Annotated in this window: 16 protein-coding genes; all 16 read left to right on the top strand. The window is 45.5% G+C overall.

Translation table 11 applies throughout. The annotated features are described in order from the left end of the window. The first annotated feature begins 4 nt into the window (after positions 1-4). The 16 genes from mgsA (at position 5) to AR337_RS04950 (ending at position 15,338) form a co-directional block, all read left to right on the top strand. Positions 5-424 carry a methylglyoxal synthase gene (gene mgsA / locus AR337_RS05020; protein ID WP_059170941.1) on the top strand — a complete coding sequence of 140 codons (420 nt, stop codon included), beginning with the start codon at positions 5-7 and terminating at the stop codon, positions 422-424. Then, complete coding sequence (gene bshB1 / locus AR337_RS05015; RefSeq protein WP_059171548.1) at positions 411-1,124, top strand: bacillithiol biosynthesis deacetylase BshB1; 714 nt, start codon at positions 411-413, stop codon at positions 1,122-1,124. The genes mgsA and bshB1 overlap by 14 nt, the downstream gene beginning before the upstream one ends. Beyond that, positions 1,124-2,254, top strand: coding sequence for an N-acetyl-alpha-D-glucosaminyl L-malate synthase BshA (bshA, locus tag AR337_RS05010; RefSeq protein WP_059170940.1), 1,131 nt, complete (start codon positions 1,124-1,126; stop codon positions 2,252-2,254). Before bshB1 ends, bshA begins: the two co-directional genes overlap by 1 nt. A gap of 10 nt (positions 2,255-2,264) precedes the next feature. After that, on the top strand, positions 2,265-3,464 hold the full coding sequence (locus AR337_RS05005; RefSeq protein ID WP_059170939.1) for a CCA tRNA nucleotidyltransferase: 1,200 nt from the start codon (positions 2,265-2,267) through the stop codon (positions 3,462-3,464). After that, positions 3,449-4,435, top strand: a complete 987-nt coding sequence (locus AR337_RS05000; protein WP_082686857.1) for a biotin--[acetyl-CoA-carboxylase] ligase — start codon at positions 3,449-3,451, stop codon at positions 4,433-4,435. The genes AR337_RS05005 and AR337_RS05000 overlap by 16 nt, the downstream gene beginning before the upstream one ends. A 232-nt stretch (positions 4,436-4,667) precedes the next feature. After that, on the top strand, positions 4,668-5,504 hold the full coding sequence (panB, locus tag AR337_RS04995) for a 3-methyl-2-oxobutanoate hydroxymethyltransferase (protein WP_059170937.1): 837 nt from the start codon (positions 4,668-4,670) through the stop codon (positions 5,502-5,504). Then, positions 5,501-6,352 carry a pantoate--beta-alanine ligase gene (panC, locus tag AR337_RS04990; RefSeq protein WP_059170936.1) on the top strand — a complete coding sequence of 284 codons (852 nt, stop codon included), beginning with the start codon at positions 5,501-5,503 and terminating at the stop codon, positions 6,350-6,352. Before panB ends, panC begins: the two co-directional genes overlap by 4 nt. 45 nt (positions 6,353-6,397) lie before the next feature. Beyond that, the gene (gene panD, locus AR337_RS04985) at positions 6,398-6,781 is read left to right on the top strand and encodes an aspartate 1-decarboxylase (protein ID WP_059170935.1); all 384 of its coding nucleotides are present in this window, start codon (positions 6,398-6,400) and stop codon (positions 6,779-6,781) included. 198 nt (positions 6,782-6,979) lie between these two features. Next, the gene (gene dinG / locus AR337_RS04980; RefSeq protein WP_059170934.1) at positions 6,980-9,766 is read left to right on the top strand and encodes an ATP-dependent DNA helicase DinG; all 2,787 of its coding nucleotides are present in this window, start codon (positions 6,980-6,982) and stop codon (positions 9,764-9,766) included. 130 nt (positions 9,767-9,896) lie between these two features. After that, positions 9,897-10,067 carry a YpmA family protein gene (locus AR337_RS22605; RefSeq protein ID WP_082686856.1) on the top strand — a complete coding sequence of 57 codons (171 nt, stop codon included), beginning with the start codon at positions 9,897-9,899 and terminating at the stop codon, positions 10,065-10,067. Between the two features lie 12 nt (positions 10,068-10,079). Next, entirely contained in the window at positions 10,080-10,553 is a 474-nt protein-coding gene (locus AR337_RS04975; RefSeq protein ID WP_059170933.1) for a DUF5590 domain-containing protein, read from the top strand. 23 nt (positions 10,554-10,576) lie between these two features. Further along, positions 10,577-11,770, top strand: a complete 1,194-nt coding sequence (locus AR337_RS04970) for a pyridoxal phosphate-dependent aminotransferase (RefSeq protein WP_059170932.1) — start codon at positions 10,577-10,579, stop codon at positions 11,768-11,770. Positions 11,771-11,883: 113 nt separating this feature from the next. Then, positions 11,884-13,176 carry an asparagine--tRNA ligase gene (gene asnS / locus AR337_RS04965; RefSeq protein ID WP_156424344.1) on the top strand — a complete coding sequence of 431 codons (1,293 nt, stop codon included), beginning with the start codon at positions 11,884-11,886 and terminating at the stop codon, positions 13,174-13,176. Positions 13,177-13,371: 195 nt separating this feature from the next. After that, positions 13,372-14,076: a DnaD domain-containing protein gene (locus tag AR337_RS04960; protein WP_059170930.1), complete on the top strand. Its 705-nt coding sequence runs from the start codon at positions 13,372-13,374 to the stop codon at positions 14,074-14,076. 105 nt (positions 14,077-14,181) lie between these two features. Beyond that, positions 14,182-14,832, top strand: a complete 651-nt coding sequence (gene nth / locus AR337_RS04955) for an endonuclease III (protein WP_059170929.1) — start codon at positions 14,182-14,184, stop codon at positions 14,830-14,832. Continuing rightward, complete coding sequence (locus AR337_RS04950) at positions 14,745-15,338, top strand: YpoC family protein (protein ID WP_156424318.1); 594 nt, start codon at positions 14,745-14,747, stop codon at positions 15,336-15,338. The genes nth and AR337_RS04950 overlap by 88 nt, the downstream gene beginning before the upstream one ends. Positions 15,339-15,402: the final 64 nt, after the last annotated feature.

Here is a 15,402-nt window from a genome sequence, read left to right as displayed (position 1 = left end):
GACTGTGAATATTGCTTTGATCGCCCATGACAAAAAGAAAGACGACCTTGTGCAGTTTACCGTGGCATACAAGGATATTTTTGCCGAACACACCTTATTTGCGACAGGAACAACGGGTAAGAGAATATCCGAAGCAACCGGGCTTGAGATTTACCGTTTTCAATCCGGCCCGCTTGGTGGCGACCAGGAAATCGGCGCAATGGTCGCGAAAAATAAAATGGATTCTATTTTCTTTTTCCGTGACCCGCTGACAGCCCAGCCGCATGAACCTGATGTCAGCGCATTGCTGCGCCTGTGCGACGTATACTCCATCCCATTGGCTACTAATATGGGGACGGCTGAAATTCTGATAAAGGGAATTGAGGAGGGCCACCTGGATTGGAGAACGATTGCGAGGGAATCAGACAATGATGGAAGCGAATGAACAGACGGATATCCTTGCCTTCGGTGCACATTCCGATGATGTTGAAATTGGAATGGGGGGAGCAATCGCCAAATTTTCCGCCAAGGGTAAAAGAATAGTCATTTGTGATTTGACCCAGGCAGAACTATCCTCAAATGGAGATGTAGAAACGAGGAAACAGGAAGCAGAAAGCTCAGCGGCCATACTTGGAGCGGAGCGGATTACACTCGGCCTGCCTGACAGGGGGCTGTTAATTGAACAAGAATACATAAAGAAGATTGTCTCGGTAATAAGGCAGTACCGGCCAAGGATAATTTTTGCTCCGTACGAGGAGGATCGGCATCCTGATCACGGGAACTGCGCCCGCCTGGTCAGGGAGGCTGTTTTTTCCGCAGGCATCAGAAAATTTTATGATGGAACCAGCTTTCCCTCCCATAAGGTGGAAAAAACGCATTATTACATGATTAATGGTTTTCACACCCCTGATTTTTTTATCGACATATCGAATTATATGGAAAAGAAAAAGGATGCTTTAAATTCATATAAAAGCCAGTTCGTCAAAAGTGCGGACAGTTTCGACACCCCGCTTGTAAATGGATACATCGAGTCCATTGAAGCAAGGGAGAGCCTTTTCGGAAAGCAAGCCGGAGTCCGGTTTGCTGAAGGGTATATAGCCGGGGCGCCCCTGTTGCTTGACCTGGATTTGATGGGAGAAATTTAATGATGAAAAAGCTTAAAATTGGAATTACCTGCTACCCATCAGTTGGCGGCTCGGGAGTCATCGCCACCGAACTAGGGAAGCTGCTTGCGGAAAAGGGCCATGAAATCCATTTTATCACTTCCAGCATGCCCTTCAGGCTCAAACGGATGTACCATAACATCCATTATCATCAGGTAGAGGTGAATCAGTATTCGGTTTTCCAATACCCTCCCTATGATATCGCACTGGCAAGCAAAATGGCTGAAGTTGCAAATCAGGAATGCCTGGACCTGCTCCATGTCCATTACGCTATTCCCCATGCTGTTTGCGCCATTTTGGCCCGGGAAATGAGCGGCAGGAATTTGAAAATCATCACCACTCTCCATGGTACGGATATCACTGTACTAGGGCATGACGCGTCCCTTTCGGATGCGATAAAATTCGGTATTGAAAAATCCGATATCGTAACCGCGGTTTCAAATTCGCTTTCCAAGGAGACATTGGAGCTCCTTAATCCCGATAAAAAAATTGAAACAGTTTATAATTTTATTGACGAAAGAATTTATTTAAGGAATGGTGAATCAGACCTGAAAGAAAAGCTTGGGATAAAGGAAATGGAAAAGGTTGTTATTCATGTTTCCAACTTCAGGCCAGTAAAGCGGGTTCCCGACGTAATTAGGACGTTTGCACGCATTTCCTCTGCGATGCCGGCAAAGCTGCTGCTTGTCGGCGATGGACCTGATATGAGGAGTGTTGCCAAGCTTGTCAACGATCTTGGCTTAAAGAATAAAGTCTTGTTCCTTGGGAAGCAGGATAATGTAGAAGAACTCTACTCAATCAGCGACCTGATGCTCCTTCTTTCCGAAAAGGAGAGTTTTGGTTTAGTGGCCCTCGAGGCGATGGCGTGCGGAGTCCCTTGCATTGGTACTTGCATTGGCGGGATTCCCGAAGTAATTACCAATGGGGAGAACGGGTACATTTGCCAGCTTGGGGATATTGACGCGATATCCTCGAAAGCCATATCCCTCCTTTCAGATGAGGAGCTTCATAGGGAATTTTCCGCGCGAGCGTCAAATGAGGTAAAAGACCGATTCAATGCGGACAAGATTGTCTGCCAATACGAAAGCCTTTATTATAAACTCTTGGAATAGGGTGAAAGCCGTGGAGAAGCCTTTTTACGATGCGCTTCCTGTCCTGGATGCAATCCATGCAGCGGGACATGAAGCTTATTTTGTCGGCGGATCAGTCAGGGACCGGATTTTATCAAGAGCGATAGGCGATATCGATATCGCCACTTCCGCCCGCCCGGAAGAGATTAAAGAGATTTTTAGAAAGACAGTGGATGTTGGAATCGAGCATGGAACAGTCCTTGTCCTTGTAAAGGGGAATTCTTATGAGGTCACTACTTTTAGGACGGAGTCGGGATACACGGACTTTAGAAGGCCAGAACGGGTCGAGTTTGTTTCATCTCTCCATGAAGATTTAAAGCGCCGTGACTTCACTATAAATGCCATGGCGATGGATAGGAACGGGGAATTGGTAGATCCCTTTGGGGGAAGAGCCGATATTAGTCGGAAGCAGATCAGAACGGTTGGCGCCCCCGCTGAACGATTTGGGGAAGACGCACTCAGGATGATGAGGGCGGCAAGATTTGTGAGCCAGCTTGGATTCACAATCGAAAATGGAACATTATCCTCCCTGAAAGAGTCTGCCGGTTTGCTCCGGCATATTGCAATTGAACGAAAAAAGGCGGAATTTGAAAAGCTGCTCGGAGGAAAGGAAAGAAAATCCGGCCTTGAAATCCTAGTTGCTACAGGTATGCTCGAATTTCTTCCCGGCTTAATTGGGAGAAAGGCCGAACTGGAAAAGTATCTTACCTTGGATTCCAGCCTGCTTGGCATCGATGAAATGTGGGCGCTTCTGTTATATTGCCTTGAACTGGACAAAAAAGAAGCCGAACTTTTTTTACGCTCATGGAGGTTTTCTGTCAAACAGCTTAGCTGGGTTCTTAAACTGCTTCAATGCATGAAAATGAGGTTAGCCGGAGATTGGGATTTACTCACCCTGTATGAGGCCGGAGAAGAGGCAATTGTATCGACAGAGGCGCTTGTACAGGCCGCTGGTGGCAATGCAAACAAAGAAACCATGGAAAGATGGCTTGGCACCTACAACCGGCTTCCCATCAAAGACAGAAGGGAGCTGGCGGTGATGGGAGGGGACATTATCCGCTGGGAAGGCAAGAGCGGCGGCCCTTGGGTAAAAGAAACACTAGTGGCTGTTGAAAAAATGGTTCTTGAAGGCCGTCTCGAGAATGATAAAGAGGAAATTAAGGAGTGGCTGGCGAAATGCAATCGGACATAAGGAAAAAGCTCCTGGACGCTTTCACGAATGCGGGTGATCGTTTTTTATCAGGACAGGCTCTTGCCGCTATGATCGGCTGCTCCAGGACTGCCGTCTGGAAGCATATCGAAGGGCTTCGCTCGGAAGGCTTCACGATTGAAGCTGTTAAAAGGAAAGGCTACCGGATTTCCAATACTCCATTGGCTTTAACAGCGGATGAAATCAGGCTCGGCCTTAAATCCAGGTTTATCGGACAAACGATTCATTATCGGGAAACGGTTGATTCCACTCAGAAGCTTGCGCTGGCCCTTTCAGCAGCCGACGCACCTGAAGGCACGCTCGTTGTAGCCGATGAGCAAACTTCAGGCAGAGGGCGGATGGACCGAAAATGGCATTCCCCGAAAGGTTCAGGCATTTGGATGAGTCTGCTCCTCCGGCCGGATATTCCGCCGCAACGGGCCCCGCAGCTTACTCTCCTTACAGCGGTAGCAGTCGCTCGGGCGATCGAAGAGGCATCAGGCATATCAGTGGCGATTAAATGGCCGAATGATATCCTTGTAAATGGAAAAAAAATCACTGGCATTCTTACCGAGATGCAGGCCGAATCAGATCGGATCCATTCGGTTATCATTGGCATTGGTGTGAATGTAAACCAAAAGAACGAGGACTTCCCCGGAGAACTTCAGGGAATTGCCACTTCAATCGCCTTGGAGACAGGCCAGGAAGCACGGCGATCTATGATTATTCGCGAATTTTGCTCACAGTTCGAAAAGCTTTATCTCATTTTCCTCGAAAAAGGTTTTTATCCAATCAAGCTGTTATGGGAAAGCTACGCGCAGGGAATGGGTTCCCGGGTCAGGGCAAGGACCTACAGCGGTGTAATTGAGGGGAAGGCGCTAGGGATTACGAATGAGGGGGTACTGCAGCTTGAAGACGTAAGCGGCAGGATCCATCAGATTTATTCTGCAGATATAGATTTTCCCCTTTCCTAAATTTTATATTGGCAATGGAAAGGGGTTTTTTGCTATAATTCGATTGGGCGGTATCCAGGTGAACTGCACCATTTGCAAGGACAATTTAAAATGGTTTCTGCCTAGATCCGTAATGGACCGGGACAGAGGGATAAATCATACTTTTCGTACGGGATCCTCTGCCTTCAGCTGGATCTTTTTTTATGCTGTCGGCTTACCCGTTACCCTCTTCCGATCAAAAGGAGGATATTTGATGAAGCAAACAACGGATTTTTTAAAAATGAAAGAGGCTGGAGAAAAGATAGCTATGCTGACCGCATATGACTATCCTTCGGCCAAAACAGCGGAACAAGCTGGGGTTGACATGATCCTGGTCGGTGATTCCCTTGGCATGGTTGTCCTTGGTTATGAAACAACGGTGCCTGTTACAGTAAACGACATGGTCCATCATGCGAAGGCAGTACGGAGGGGAGCTCCCGATACTTTCGTGGTTGTCGATATGCCTTTCATGAGCTACCATGTTTCCACTGGAGAAACGTTGGTTAATGCGGCTAGGATTATCCAGGAGACCGGAGCCCACGCCGTAAAGCTTGAAGGCGCCGATGAGGTACTGGGCAAAATAAAGGCCCTCACTACTGCAGGCGTACCTGTCGTCGCACACCTTGGTCTTACACCCCAATCCGTTGGCGTGCTTGGCGGATACAAAGTCCAGGGTAAAGATGCCGAGGCGGCTATTAAGTTAATTGAAGATGCCCGGCTTTGCGAGGAAGCGGGCGCGTTTGCCGTCGTGCTAGAGTGTGTGCCAAAGCAGCTGGCTGCGCAGGTATCCCGGAAGCTGTCCATACCTGTCATCGGCATAGGTGCAGGCTCAGGAGTGGATGGACAAGTTCTTGTTTATCACGACCTGGTGGGCTATGGATCCGGAAAGGTTCCTAAATTCGTCAAGCAATACGGACAAGTAAGCGTCAATATTACAGAAATGATCGGACAATATATTTCAGAAGTGAAAACCGGAATTTTCCCAGAAAAAATCCATTCTTTTACTATGAAGGAAGAAGAGCTCCAGGCCCTTTATGGTGTGAAGGAATGAAACTGGTCGAAGGCATAAAGGAATTGCGCGAGGAATTAAGTGCGCATAAAAGGAACGGGCAATCAATTGGCTTCGTCCCTACAATGGGATACCTCCATGAAGGCCACCTGGCATTGATTCAAAAAGCCAGGAAGGAAAATGATGTAGTCGTAGTCAGCATTTTCGTCAATCCGCTCCAATTTGGCCCAAACGAGGATTTTGATTCCTATCCAAGGGATTTAGGCCATGACAGGAGGCTCGCCGAGCAGGCGGGGGCAGATTATATTTTCACGCCTTCCGTTTCGGAAATGTATCCTGCGGCTCCTTCAGTAAAAATAACCGTCCAGGATAGAACGGATGTCCTTTGCGGAAAATCGAGGCCCGGACATTTTGACGGAGTCGCAACAGTGCTGTCAAAGCTCTTTAATATCGTCATGCCGGACAGAGCCTACTTTGGGCAAAAGGACGCCCAGCAGGTTGCTGTCGTTGAAGGGCTGATCAGGGATTTGAATATACCGGTCAAACTAGTGGCTGTTGAAACTGTCAGGGAGGAAGACGGGCTGGCGAAAAGCTCAAGGAATGTTTTTCTGACACCGGAAGAACGGAAAGAAGCTTCTTCACTATATTTAAGCCTCCGGTCTGCCCGGGCAGCGATAGAAAGTGGGAAAAGGAATCCCGGAGCCATTATTGAAAATATGAAATCAATAATTGAAAACCAGACCAGCGGGAAAATTGATTATATCGAACTATACAGCTACCCTGAATTGAAGCCGATCGAAACGCTGGAAGGACAATTCATCATTGCTCTTGCTGTCCGCTTTTCGGGGGCAAGGCTAATTGACAATATGATTTTTACGTTAAATCCCTAACGCTGAGTGTAATGCTGCTATAGCCGGGATATGGAGGAGAGAAAAATGTTCCGCACCATGATGAACGGAAAAATTCACCGCGCGCGTGTGACTGAAGCCAACCTGAATTATGTCGGCAGCATCACGATTGATGAGGATCTACTTGATGCAGTCGGGATGGTTGCTAATGAAAAGGTGCAAATCGTCAACAATAATAACGGAGCGAGGCTTGAAACCTATATTATACCCGGTGAACGGGGAAGCGGAGTCGTCTGCCTGAACGGAGCGGCTGCTAGGTTGGTACAGGAAGGCGATGTTGTCATAATCATTTCGTACGTGCTTGTTCCTGAAGAAAAAGTGACAGGGCATAAGCCAAAGGTAGCGATAATGGACGAATACAACCAAATTGTCGAGCTTCTCCATGCTGAGCCTGCCAATACGATTATGTAAAAAGCTCGATTCCTATTTGAAAACTCCCGTTGCCAGGGAGTTTTCTTTTTAGAAGTCCGGAGGGATAAGGAATTCATCACTCCCCATGAAGAAGCTGCTATTATTTGCTCCCGTTGCAGACGTTGTTTTTCACCCCGCTTTTTATTTTTCGTTTTTTATGTTACCGTTTTGTTTGAAAGAATAGTTGGGGTGTTTAGTATGGCTAAAAAATTTGTTGTAGTCGATCTCGAAACGACAGGGAACTCACCAAAGAAAGGCGATAGGATTATTCAGTTTGCCGCAGTAGTGATCGAGGGCGGCAAAATAACCGAGGTTTTTACTTCCTTTGTTAATCCTCTGCAGCCAATTCCCGCTTTTATAGAAGAATTGACCGGAATTCGCGATTCCGATGTCCAGGATGCCCCATTGTTCTCGGCTATTTCGGGAAAGGTATCCTCGCTCCTCGACGATGCTTACTTCGTTGCCCATAATGTCCTTTTCGACCTGGGCTTTCTGCAGGAAGAACTGCTCATGGCAGGTGAAAAGGCTTTTTCAGGTCCGGTCATCGACACAGTTGAACTAGCGAGATTCATGGAGCCGGGTGCTGATAGCTATAAGCTGTCTGACCTCGCTGAAAGGGAAGGGCTTACCCACGATCGCCCGCACCAGGCGGACAGTGACGCATTGGTAACTGCGGAATTATTCCTTTTATTCCTTAGAAAAATAGCGGAGTTTCCAGAAAGGATTCTTTTTCAGTTGTCCCAGTTGGCGGAGGGTCTGAAAAGTGACCTGAACCTGGTGCTGAACAAGATTGCCCTTCAAAAAACCGCCGATGCGGAGATGCCTGAATCATTGGCTCTTGTGAACGGCATTGCCTTGAAAAAGCAAGACTATTGCAACAATGCCCAATCTGATATCTCTGAATCCATAACCTTTCCATACAGCATGGACGAAAAGGAGCTATTGTTTACAAAATGTGAAGCAAGGCTCGAAAGCAGGTCTGGGCAAAATGAAATGATGGATGAGGTGTACCATTCCTTCCAAAACGGTACACATGCGCTGATAGAAGCGGGGACTGGTATCGGGAAATCGCTTGGCTATTTACTACCTGCCGCTTTTTTCTCAAAACGATATAGGAAAAAAGTGATTATCAGTACACACACGATTCAGCTTCAGGAACAGCTTATGGCGAAGGAAATACCCCAATTGGAGCAAATTATTCCTTTTTCATTGAAATCCGCCCTTCTAAAGGGGAGGAACAATTACATATCCATTCGTAAGTTTGCAAAAAGTTTGGAAGATGAGAATGACAACTATGACACCACCCTTGCGAAGATGCAGATTCTTGTCTGGCTCACGAGGACGGAATATGGAGATAGGGACGAATTGAACCTATCAAGCGGGGGACTTCTCTATTGGAATACGATTCGGAACGAGAAGGACGATCCTTTTGGAAGCAGTCCTTGGGACGAATTTGATTTTTACAGAAGAGCTAAAGAGAATGCAGCCCAGGCAGACCTGATCATCACGAACCATGCGCTAATTCTTTCCGACATTGAGGCCGGTGGAAAAGTATTACCGGAGTATGATTATGCTGTCATTGATGAAGGGCACCATTTCGAAAAGGCGGCAGCCAAGCACTTAGGAGTGAGGATTGATTATCTGGGTGCAAGGCTCGTTCTTGGGCATTTCGGCCTTTATGAACAGCGCCAGCTTTTTTATAAAACTGAGAAGGTGATTGGATCGCATCCACTCCGCGGGAAAGTTCCTTCTCAGCCCAAACTGAACAGCCTGGTTGCAGAGGCTATATATGAAATGGACGAATTTTTTAAGCTGGCAGTGGCCTATGCTTCTAGGGATGGAAAACGAGGCACAGCCAAAAGGATTACCTCCAGAATTAGCGAAAATTACAATAAAAGGGAATGGGAGGCGCTGAAAAATGCCGCCATCCGTTTTTCGTTTTGTTTAAAGGATTTGCATTCTTCCACAACCTCAATTATGCGGCTGATGGAAGAAATAAAAACTAAAGAGTCTTTAGGTTTTATCGGAAGCCTAATTGCTTTTATCGAGGAACTTGAAACACTTAGAAGAGGTATAGGAAGCTTTTTTAACAGCGGAGAAGGCTTTGTGAAATGGGTAGAGGCCGACCTTCGGGCTCCGCAAAATTCAACGGGGCTCATATCAATGCCCGTTTCGGTTTCAAATGAAATTTCCACAAGATTTTTCCTGGAAAAAAAATCAGTAATTCTGACTTCTGCAACATTGACTGTTAATCATTCTTTCCGATTTACTCTTGAAGGGCTGGGCCTCGATGCTGATTATGCTAATTTACTTGCTATCCCCTCACCATTTGACTATAGGGAAAACGTGAAATTATTCATATCAACCGATTTGCCTGAAATCAACTCTGTGCCGCAGAATGAATATATTACGGAAATTGCCGGAAGGATTATCTCCATCTGCGATGCCGCACAAGGACGGCTCCTAGTCTTATTTACTTCGCACGATATGCTCAGGAAGACATATGAATTGGTAAAGGAAAGCGGGCTTCTCTCAGAGTATGCTTTGATTGCGCAAGGTATTACGGGCGGAAGCAGGTCGAGGCTTACAAGAAGCTTCCAGAAGTATGACAAGGCTGTCCTTTTTGGGACAAACAGTTTTTGGGAGGGAATTGATATCCCTGGTGAAGGGCTGTCCTGTCTCATTGTCGTCCGGCTTCCTTTCAGTCCTCCAGATGAGCCGCTTACCAAAGCAAAGTGTGAATTGATTGAAAAAAGGGGAGGAAAGCCATTTTCGGAGTATTCGCTTCCTGAAGCCGTCCTCAGATTTAAGCAAGGTTTTGGACGGTTAATCAGGACGGGCAATGATAAAGGCGTAATCGTTGTTTTTGATAAACGGCTAGGGGAATCTTCGTACGGAAGGGAATTCCTGCAATCCATTCCGCCTGTTGCCGTCAAGAGGGCGGACATTGATGAAGTGGTTACGGAAATTGAGAGTTGGCTATAGCCCTAGCTAAATGTAGAAATCATATCAAGGGGTAATTTGGTTTTTAACAAACAAATCGTTAACTGATATAATTAGTAAATACAATCTTCCCGGATTGGACATTCACGGGGGAGACGATGGAGGATGTATCATGGAAAGTAAAATTGAGATTCTCTCAACAGTAAAAATCGAACATAGCCCAGACCTTTACAAGGTTGTGGATGCGTTGAACAGGTGCCTGAAGGACAGGGATTTAATGTTCGGCCTTTCGCTTGACCGCAGCGATGATTCCAAAGCTATTTTTACGATTTATCGAACGTAAAGGGGCGAGGAAGTGAAAAAAATTGTTTTGTTCAGTATCCTGTTCCTTGCCTTATTCACAGGGATAGCCGGATGGATCTACTCCAATGCAACAAGTCCTATCAGGGACGCGGAACAAAAAGCTTTCCGTCTGGCAAGGGAAGAAACAGATTTGAAGAATCCAACCAATTTTTATTTATATAATGGCAACGAAACGGTTTATGTGGTTGAAGGCGTAAACGATAATGGCGAGAAGGTCATTGCTTGGATACCGGAAAAGGGCAAGAAGGCTGTCATTCGGAATCTCGAAAAGGGTGTTTCAAAAAATGACGCAATCCGCAAGGTCAAAAATGAAAAGCATCCGAAAGAAATCATATCTGTAAGGCCGGGTATGGAAAAAGAGGTTCCATTTTGGGAGGTTTATTATACTACTGGAAACGGTTTATTAAATTACTATTACGTGTATTTTGATTCAGGCGAAATGTACAAATTAATAGAGAATCTTTAATCAAGTACTTTGGAGGTTACAGCATGAAAACAAAATTGGCCCAGAGGGTGCTCGCATTGTCCCCATCCCCAACGCTTGCCATCACAGCGAAAGCAAAGGAACTGCAAAGCCAGGGGCATGACATAATTGGACTTGGAGCAGGTGAACCCGACTACAACACTCCAGAACATATTCTCGAAGCAGCCAAGAAATCAATGGATGAAGGACACACAAAATATACCCCTTCTGCTGGCCTGCCGGACTTGAAGAAAGCAATTGCGGAAAAATTCGCAAAGGATCAGGGAATAAATTACGCTCTGAATGAAATTATCGTTGGGAATGGCGCCAAGCATATTCTGTATACCCTATTTCAAGTATTGCTGGATAAGGGGGATGAGGTTATCATACCCGCCCCGTACTGGGTAAGCTATACCGAGCAAGTAAAGCTTGCCGATGGTCAGCCAGTCATCATTGAATGCAAGGAAGACAGCCAGTTTAAAATTTCTCCTGAACAGCTCGAAAGCTCCATTACAAACCGGACGAAGGCAGTTATTTTAAATTCACCGGGAAATCCGACCGGAATGGTTTATTCACGTGAAGAATTAAAAGCTTTAGGTGAAATTTGCTTGAAGCATAATATCCTTATTGTCTCTGATGAGATTTATGAAAAACTTGTTTATGGGGAAGTAAAGCACGTTTCCATCGCCCAAATTTCACCCGAATTAAAAGAGCAAACCATCGTGGTGAATGGCGTCTCGAAATCCCATTCGATGACAGGGTGGAGGATTGGCTATGCCGCAGGAAAGAAGGAAATCATCGAGGCGATGACAAATTTGGCAAGCCATAGCACGTCCAACCCGACTACAACCTCACAATATGCCACAATCGAAGCATATAGGGGGACACAGGAGCCTGTAGAGGAAATGAAGAGAGCTTTTGAGAGCAGGCTTGAGGCGATTTTTCCAAAGCTCGTTTCCATTCCTGGCTTTAGCTGTATAAGACCACAAGGCGCGTTTTATCTATTTCCGAATGTCCAAAAAGCTGTCGAGGCATGCGGCTTTAAGGATGCAGATGAATTCTCCGAAGCGCTTCTGGAAGAAGCAAAAGTGGCCGTAGTACCAGGGTCTGGCTTCGGCGCAATGGAGAATATCCGGCTATCGTATGCAACTTCACTCGAAAATCTTGAAGAAGCGGTTGGCCGAATCCACAGGTTTGTTGAAGAAAGAACAAAAAAATAATTCTACACGGCAAGGGAACTGTTTTCCAGTTTCCTTGCTAGCGGAATTTTACAATTGTATAATAGGGTGATACATAGAAATTGTCTTGCTAGTTTTGGAGGGAAAAAACAGTGATTAAATCGACGATTGCAGAGGTACACAAATATGTTGGAGAAGAAGTAAGGATTGGGGCTTGGCTTGCCAACAAACGTTCCAGCGGTAAAATTGCTTTCCTTCAGTTAAGGGATGGCACCGGATTCATCCAGGGAGTTGTAGTCAAGAACGAGGTGGCTGAAGAGATATTCCAGGCTGCCAAAACGATAACACAGGAATCTTCTCTCTACGTAACAGGCGTAATCCAAAAGGATGAGCGCTCACCATTTGGCTTCGAAATGAACGTCAAGGGGATTGAGGTCATTCAGCTTGCCACAGATTACCCGATTACCCCGAAAGAGCACGGAACTGAATTCCTGATGGACAACCGGCATCTTTGGCTACGTTCGAAACGCCAGCATGCGGTCATGAAAATCAGGAATGAAATCATCCGCTCAACGTATGAATTCTTTAATAACAACGGGTTTGTTAAGGTGGATCCGCCAATTTTGACTGGCAGTGCTCCGGAAGGAACAACAGAGCTATTCCATACAAAGTATTTTGAAGAAGATGCTTTTCTTTCCCAAAGCGGCCAGCTTCACTTGGAAGCGGCAGCTATGGCGCTTGGCAAGGTCTTTTCATTCGGGCCGACCTTCCGCGCGGAAAAATCCAAAACTAGGCGCCATTTGATTGAGTTCTGGATGATGGAGCCGGAAATGGCATTTACGGGGCATGAAGAAAGCCTAGTCGTCCAGGAAGAGTACGTGTCCTATATCGTTCAATCTGTTTTGAAAAATTGCCAGCTTGAGCTTAAAACTCTGGGCAGGGATACGGCAAAGCTTGAACAAATTAAAGCTCCTTTCCCTCGCATTACGTACGATGACGCACTCAAACTGCTTCACGAGAAAGGGTTCGAGGACGTCCAATGGGGTGATGACTTCGGGGCGCCCCATGAAACCGCTATTGCGGAAAGCTATGACAAGCCGATTTTCATCATCCATTATCCAACAGGATTAAAGCCGTTTTACATGCAGCCGCACCCAGAACGTGATGATGTAGTTTTGTGCGCGGATATGATTGCTCCGGAAGGTTATGGGGAGATCATTGGCGGTTCTGAACGTATCCATGATTATGACCTGTTAAAACAGCGCCTGGAAGAGCATAAGCTTCCTGAACCGGCTTATAACTGGTATTTGGAACTTAGGAAATATGGCTCCGTTCCTCATTCAGGATTTGGCCTTGGGCTTGAAAGAACGGTCGCCTGGATTAGTGGGGTTGAACACGTACGGGAAACAATTCCATTCCCGCGCCTCTTGAACAGACTGTATCCATAACACAGCATAAAAACCCGCCAAATAAGCCGATTTGGCGGGTTTTTTCTAGATATATTCCACCAAGTAAATAGGCATTATTCCTATAAATCTTTATTTGGATTTTTGTTTCAACGCCCCATTCCCAAAAAGTAGTCTGAATGAATACCTTACTTGAACAGTCCTGTTCATGATATACTGTAAGGGAGGTGTCGAATTATGAAGACGGGTATCCTTGCATGGATGAATGAGGGGAATGTAACTATACCTTCCTTGCTATTCTCAGAATACAGGAACTTAAAACTAACAGAATATGATTTGGCCATTATTTTAAACATACTTGCCTACGCCCAGAAAGGGATTAATTTTCCTACACCTGAAGAGCTTTCTTCCAGGATGACAATTTCCATTAATGAGTGCACGGATTTATTAAGGAAATTGATACAGAGAGGATACATAGAAATAATTGATCAATATTCTCCGGATGGCATCCGTTTTGAAAAATATTCTCTTGACCCGCTATGGGAAAAGCTAATCGACCAATTCAGCTTGAATCAAAAGAACGAGAAAGAGCTCGGAAGGCAGTCAGAGGAGGCGGACCTGTACACAGTTTTTGAAAAGGAATTCGGCAGGCCGCTGTCACCGTTTGAATGTGAAACTCTGGCAATGTGGGTGGACGATGATAAGCACGCACCACAAATTATCAAGACTGCGCTTAGGGAAGCCGTCATGTCAGGAAAGCTTAACTTTAGATATATTGACCGGATACTTTTTGAATGGAAAAAGAACGGTATTAAAACCATTGAGCAGGCACGAACGCAAAGCCAGAAATTCCGGCAGCGCCAACAGCCCAGGATTAGTCCGTTGGACCGCCAAAACCAGCCAGTCGCAGCTGTTCCGTTTTACAATTGGCTTGATCAATAATACTGGTTTTAAAAGCGAGAGAGACCTTCTCTCGTTTTTGCTTTGCCCAGATGGTGAATTGGCAGAAAACGTATCAATCTAGACGATAAGAGCAGGTGAATAATTGTGTTGAACAAAGAACAAATTCGTTTTTGCCTTGATGAGATGGGCGAGATGTTTCCCGATGCCCATTGTGAACTAACCCATTCGAATCCATTTGAATTAGTCATAGCTGTAGCCCTTTCCGCACAATGTACGGATGTATTAGTAAATAAAGTGACCAGCAATTTATTTGCTAAATACAAAACTCCACAGGATTATTTGGATGTCCCGCTCGAAGAATTGCAAAATGACATCCGGTCGATAGGCTTATTCAGGAATAAAGCAAAAAATATTCAAAAACTATGCTCCATGCTTATCGAATCATATGGAGGGGAAGTACCACGTGATAGGGATGAATTGACAAAGCTGCCTGGAGTGGGCCGGAAAACAGCCAATGTTGTTGTTTCCGTTGCCTACGGCGTACCAGCGATAGCCGTTGACACACATGTTGAACGGGTAAGCAAACGGCTTGGAATTTGCAGATGGAAGGATTCAGTCCTTGAAGTTGAAAAAACATTGATGAAGAAAGTGCCAATGGACGAATGGTCCCTTACACACCACCGAATGATTTTCTTTGGCAGGTATCATTGCAAGGCACAAAATCCCCAATGCCCAACTTGCCCTCTCCTTTCAGTATGCAGAGAGGGAAAAAAGAGGATGAAGGGGAAGCTATAAATATGAATAATCAAGATACTGGGCGCCATATCCCTGTTGAATTGGATCACCCATTTTTTTGTGAATTGGTCATAAATCCTCCGTTTATTACAGAGAATATTGTCTTGTTTTTACATGAAAAAAACTATTATTTCGGGGTTGAGGGAGAGTGGCCATGGAATGAACCTGGCCAGGCCGTCTCTTTCCTTTATCAAGCATGGGAGGTACAGCAAGAGGAAATAGCCCGTGCTTTTAGGAATCGTAAAAGGGAATCCATATTGTCGGAGATGAAAAGGGGAATAGGGCTATTTTTACATGCACTATTCTGGAGCAATGAGCAACCTGTTTCTTTGGCTTCAATGCCGGAATTTTCTAATCTCTTCTTAAAACCAGTTAATTGCGGGGATAGAGTCAAGTTTTTATTAGACCGGCCGGCACTATTTCATTCGTTTATTCAATTAGGTCAACTCATGGATGAACAGCACAAGCATTTTCTTGTAAATATTATTAAAAATAAGAAGAAATGATACGCAAAAAGAGCACCTGGCTAAGTCAGCCAGGTGCTCTTTTTGATTTATTAATTAGCCACCG

The organism is Bacillus sp. FJAT-27445 (assembly GCF_001510665.1).
In the GTDB taxonomy this organism is placed as follows: Bacteria; Bacillota; Bacilli; order Bacillales; family Cytobacillaceae; genus Bacillus_D.
The sequence above is the reverse complement of the archived record's forward strand: the minus strand, read 5'-3'. Positions and strand labels throughout refer to the sequence as shown.

Bases quoted from the DNA above. Each gene is read 5' to 3' on its own strand.
- bshB1 (WP_059171548.1), top strand. From the start codon at position 411: ATGGAAGCGAATGAACAGACGGATATCCTTGCCTTCGGTGCACATTCC.
- bshA (WP_059170940.1), top strand. From the start codon at position 1,124: ATGATGAAAAAGCTTAAAATTGGAATTACCTGCTACCCATCAGTTGGC.
- AR337_RS05000 (WP_082686857.1), top strand. From the start codon at position 3,449: ATGCAATCGGACATAAGGAAAAAGCTCCTGGACGCTTTCACGAATGCG.
- panB (WP_059170937.1), top strand. From the start codon at position 4,668: ATGAAGCAAACAACGGATTTTTTAAAAATGAAAGAGGCTGGAGAAAAG.
- panC (WP_059170936.1), top strand. From the start codon at position 5,501: ATGAAACTGGTCGAAGGCATAAAGGAATTGCGCGAGGAATTAAGTGCG.
- panD (WP_059170935.1), top strand. From the start codon at position 6,398: ATGTTCCGCACCATGATGAACGGAAAAATTCACCGCGCGCGTGTGACT.
- dinG (WP_059170934.1), top strand. From the start codon at position 6,980: ATGGCTAAAAAATTTGTTGTAGTCGATCTCGAAACGACAGGGAACTCA.
- AR337_RS22605 (WP_082686856.1), top strand. From the start codon at position 9,897: ATGGAAAGTAAAATTGAGATTCTCTCAACAGTAAAAATCGAACATAGC.
- AR337_RS04970 (WP_059170932.1), top strand. From the start codon at position 10,577: ATGAAAACAAAATTGGCCCAGAGGGTGCTCGCATTGTCCCCATCCCCA.
- AR337_RS04960 (WP_059170930.1), top strand. From the start codon at position 13,372: ATGAAGACGGGTATCCTTGCATGGATGAATGAGGGGAATGTAACTATA.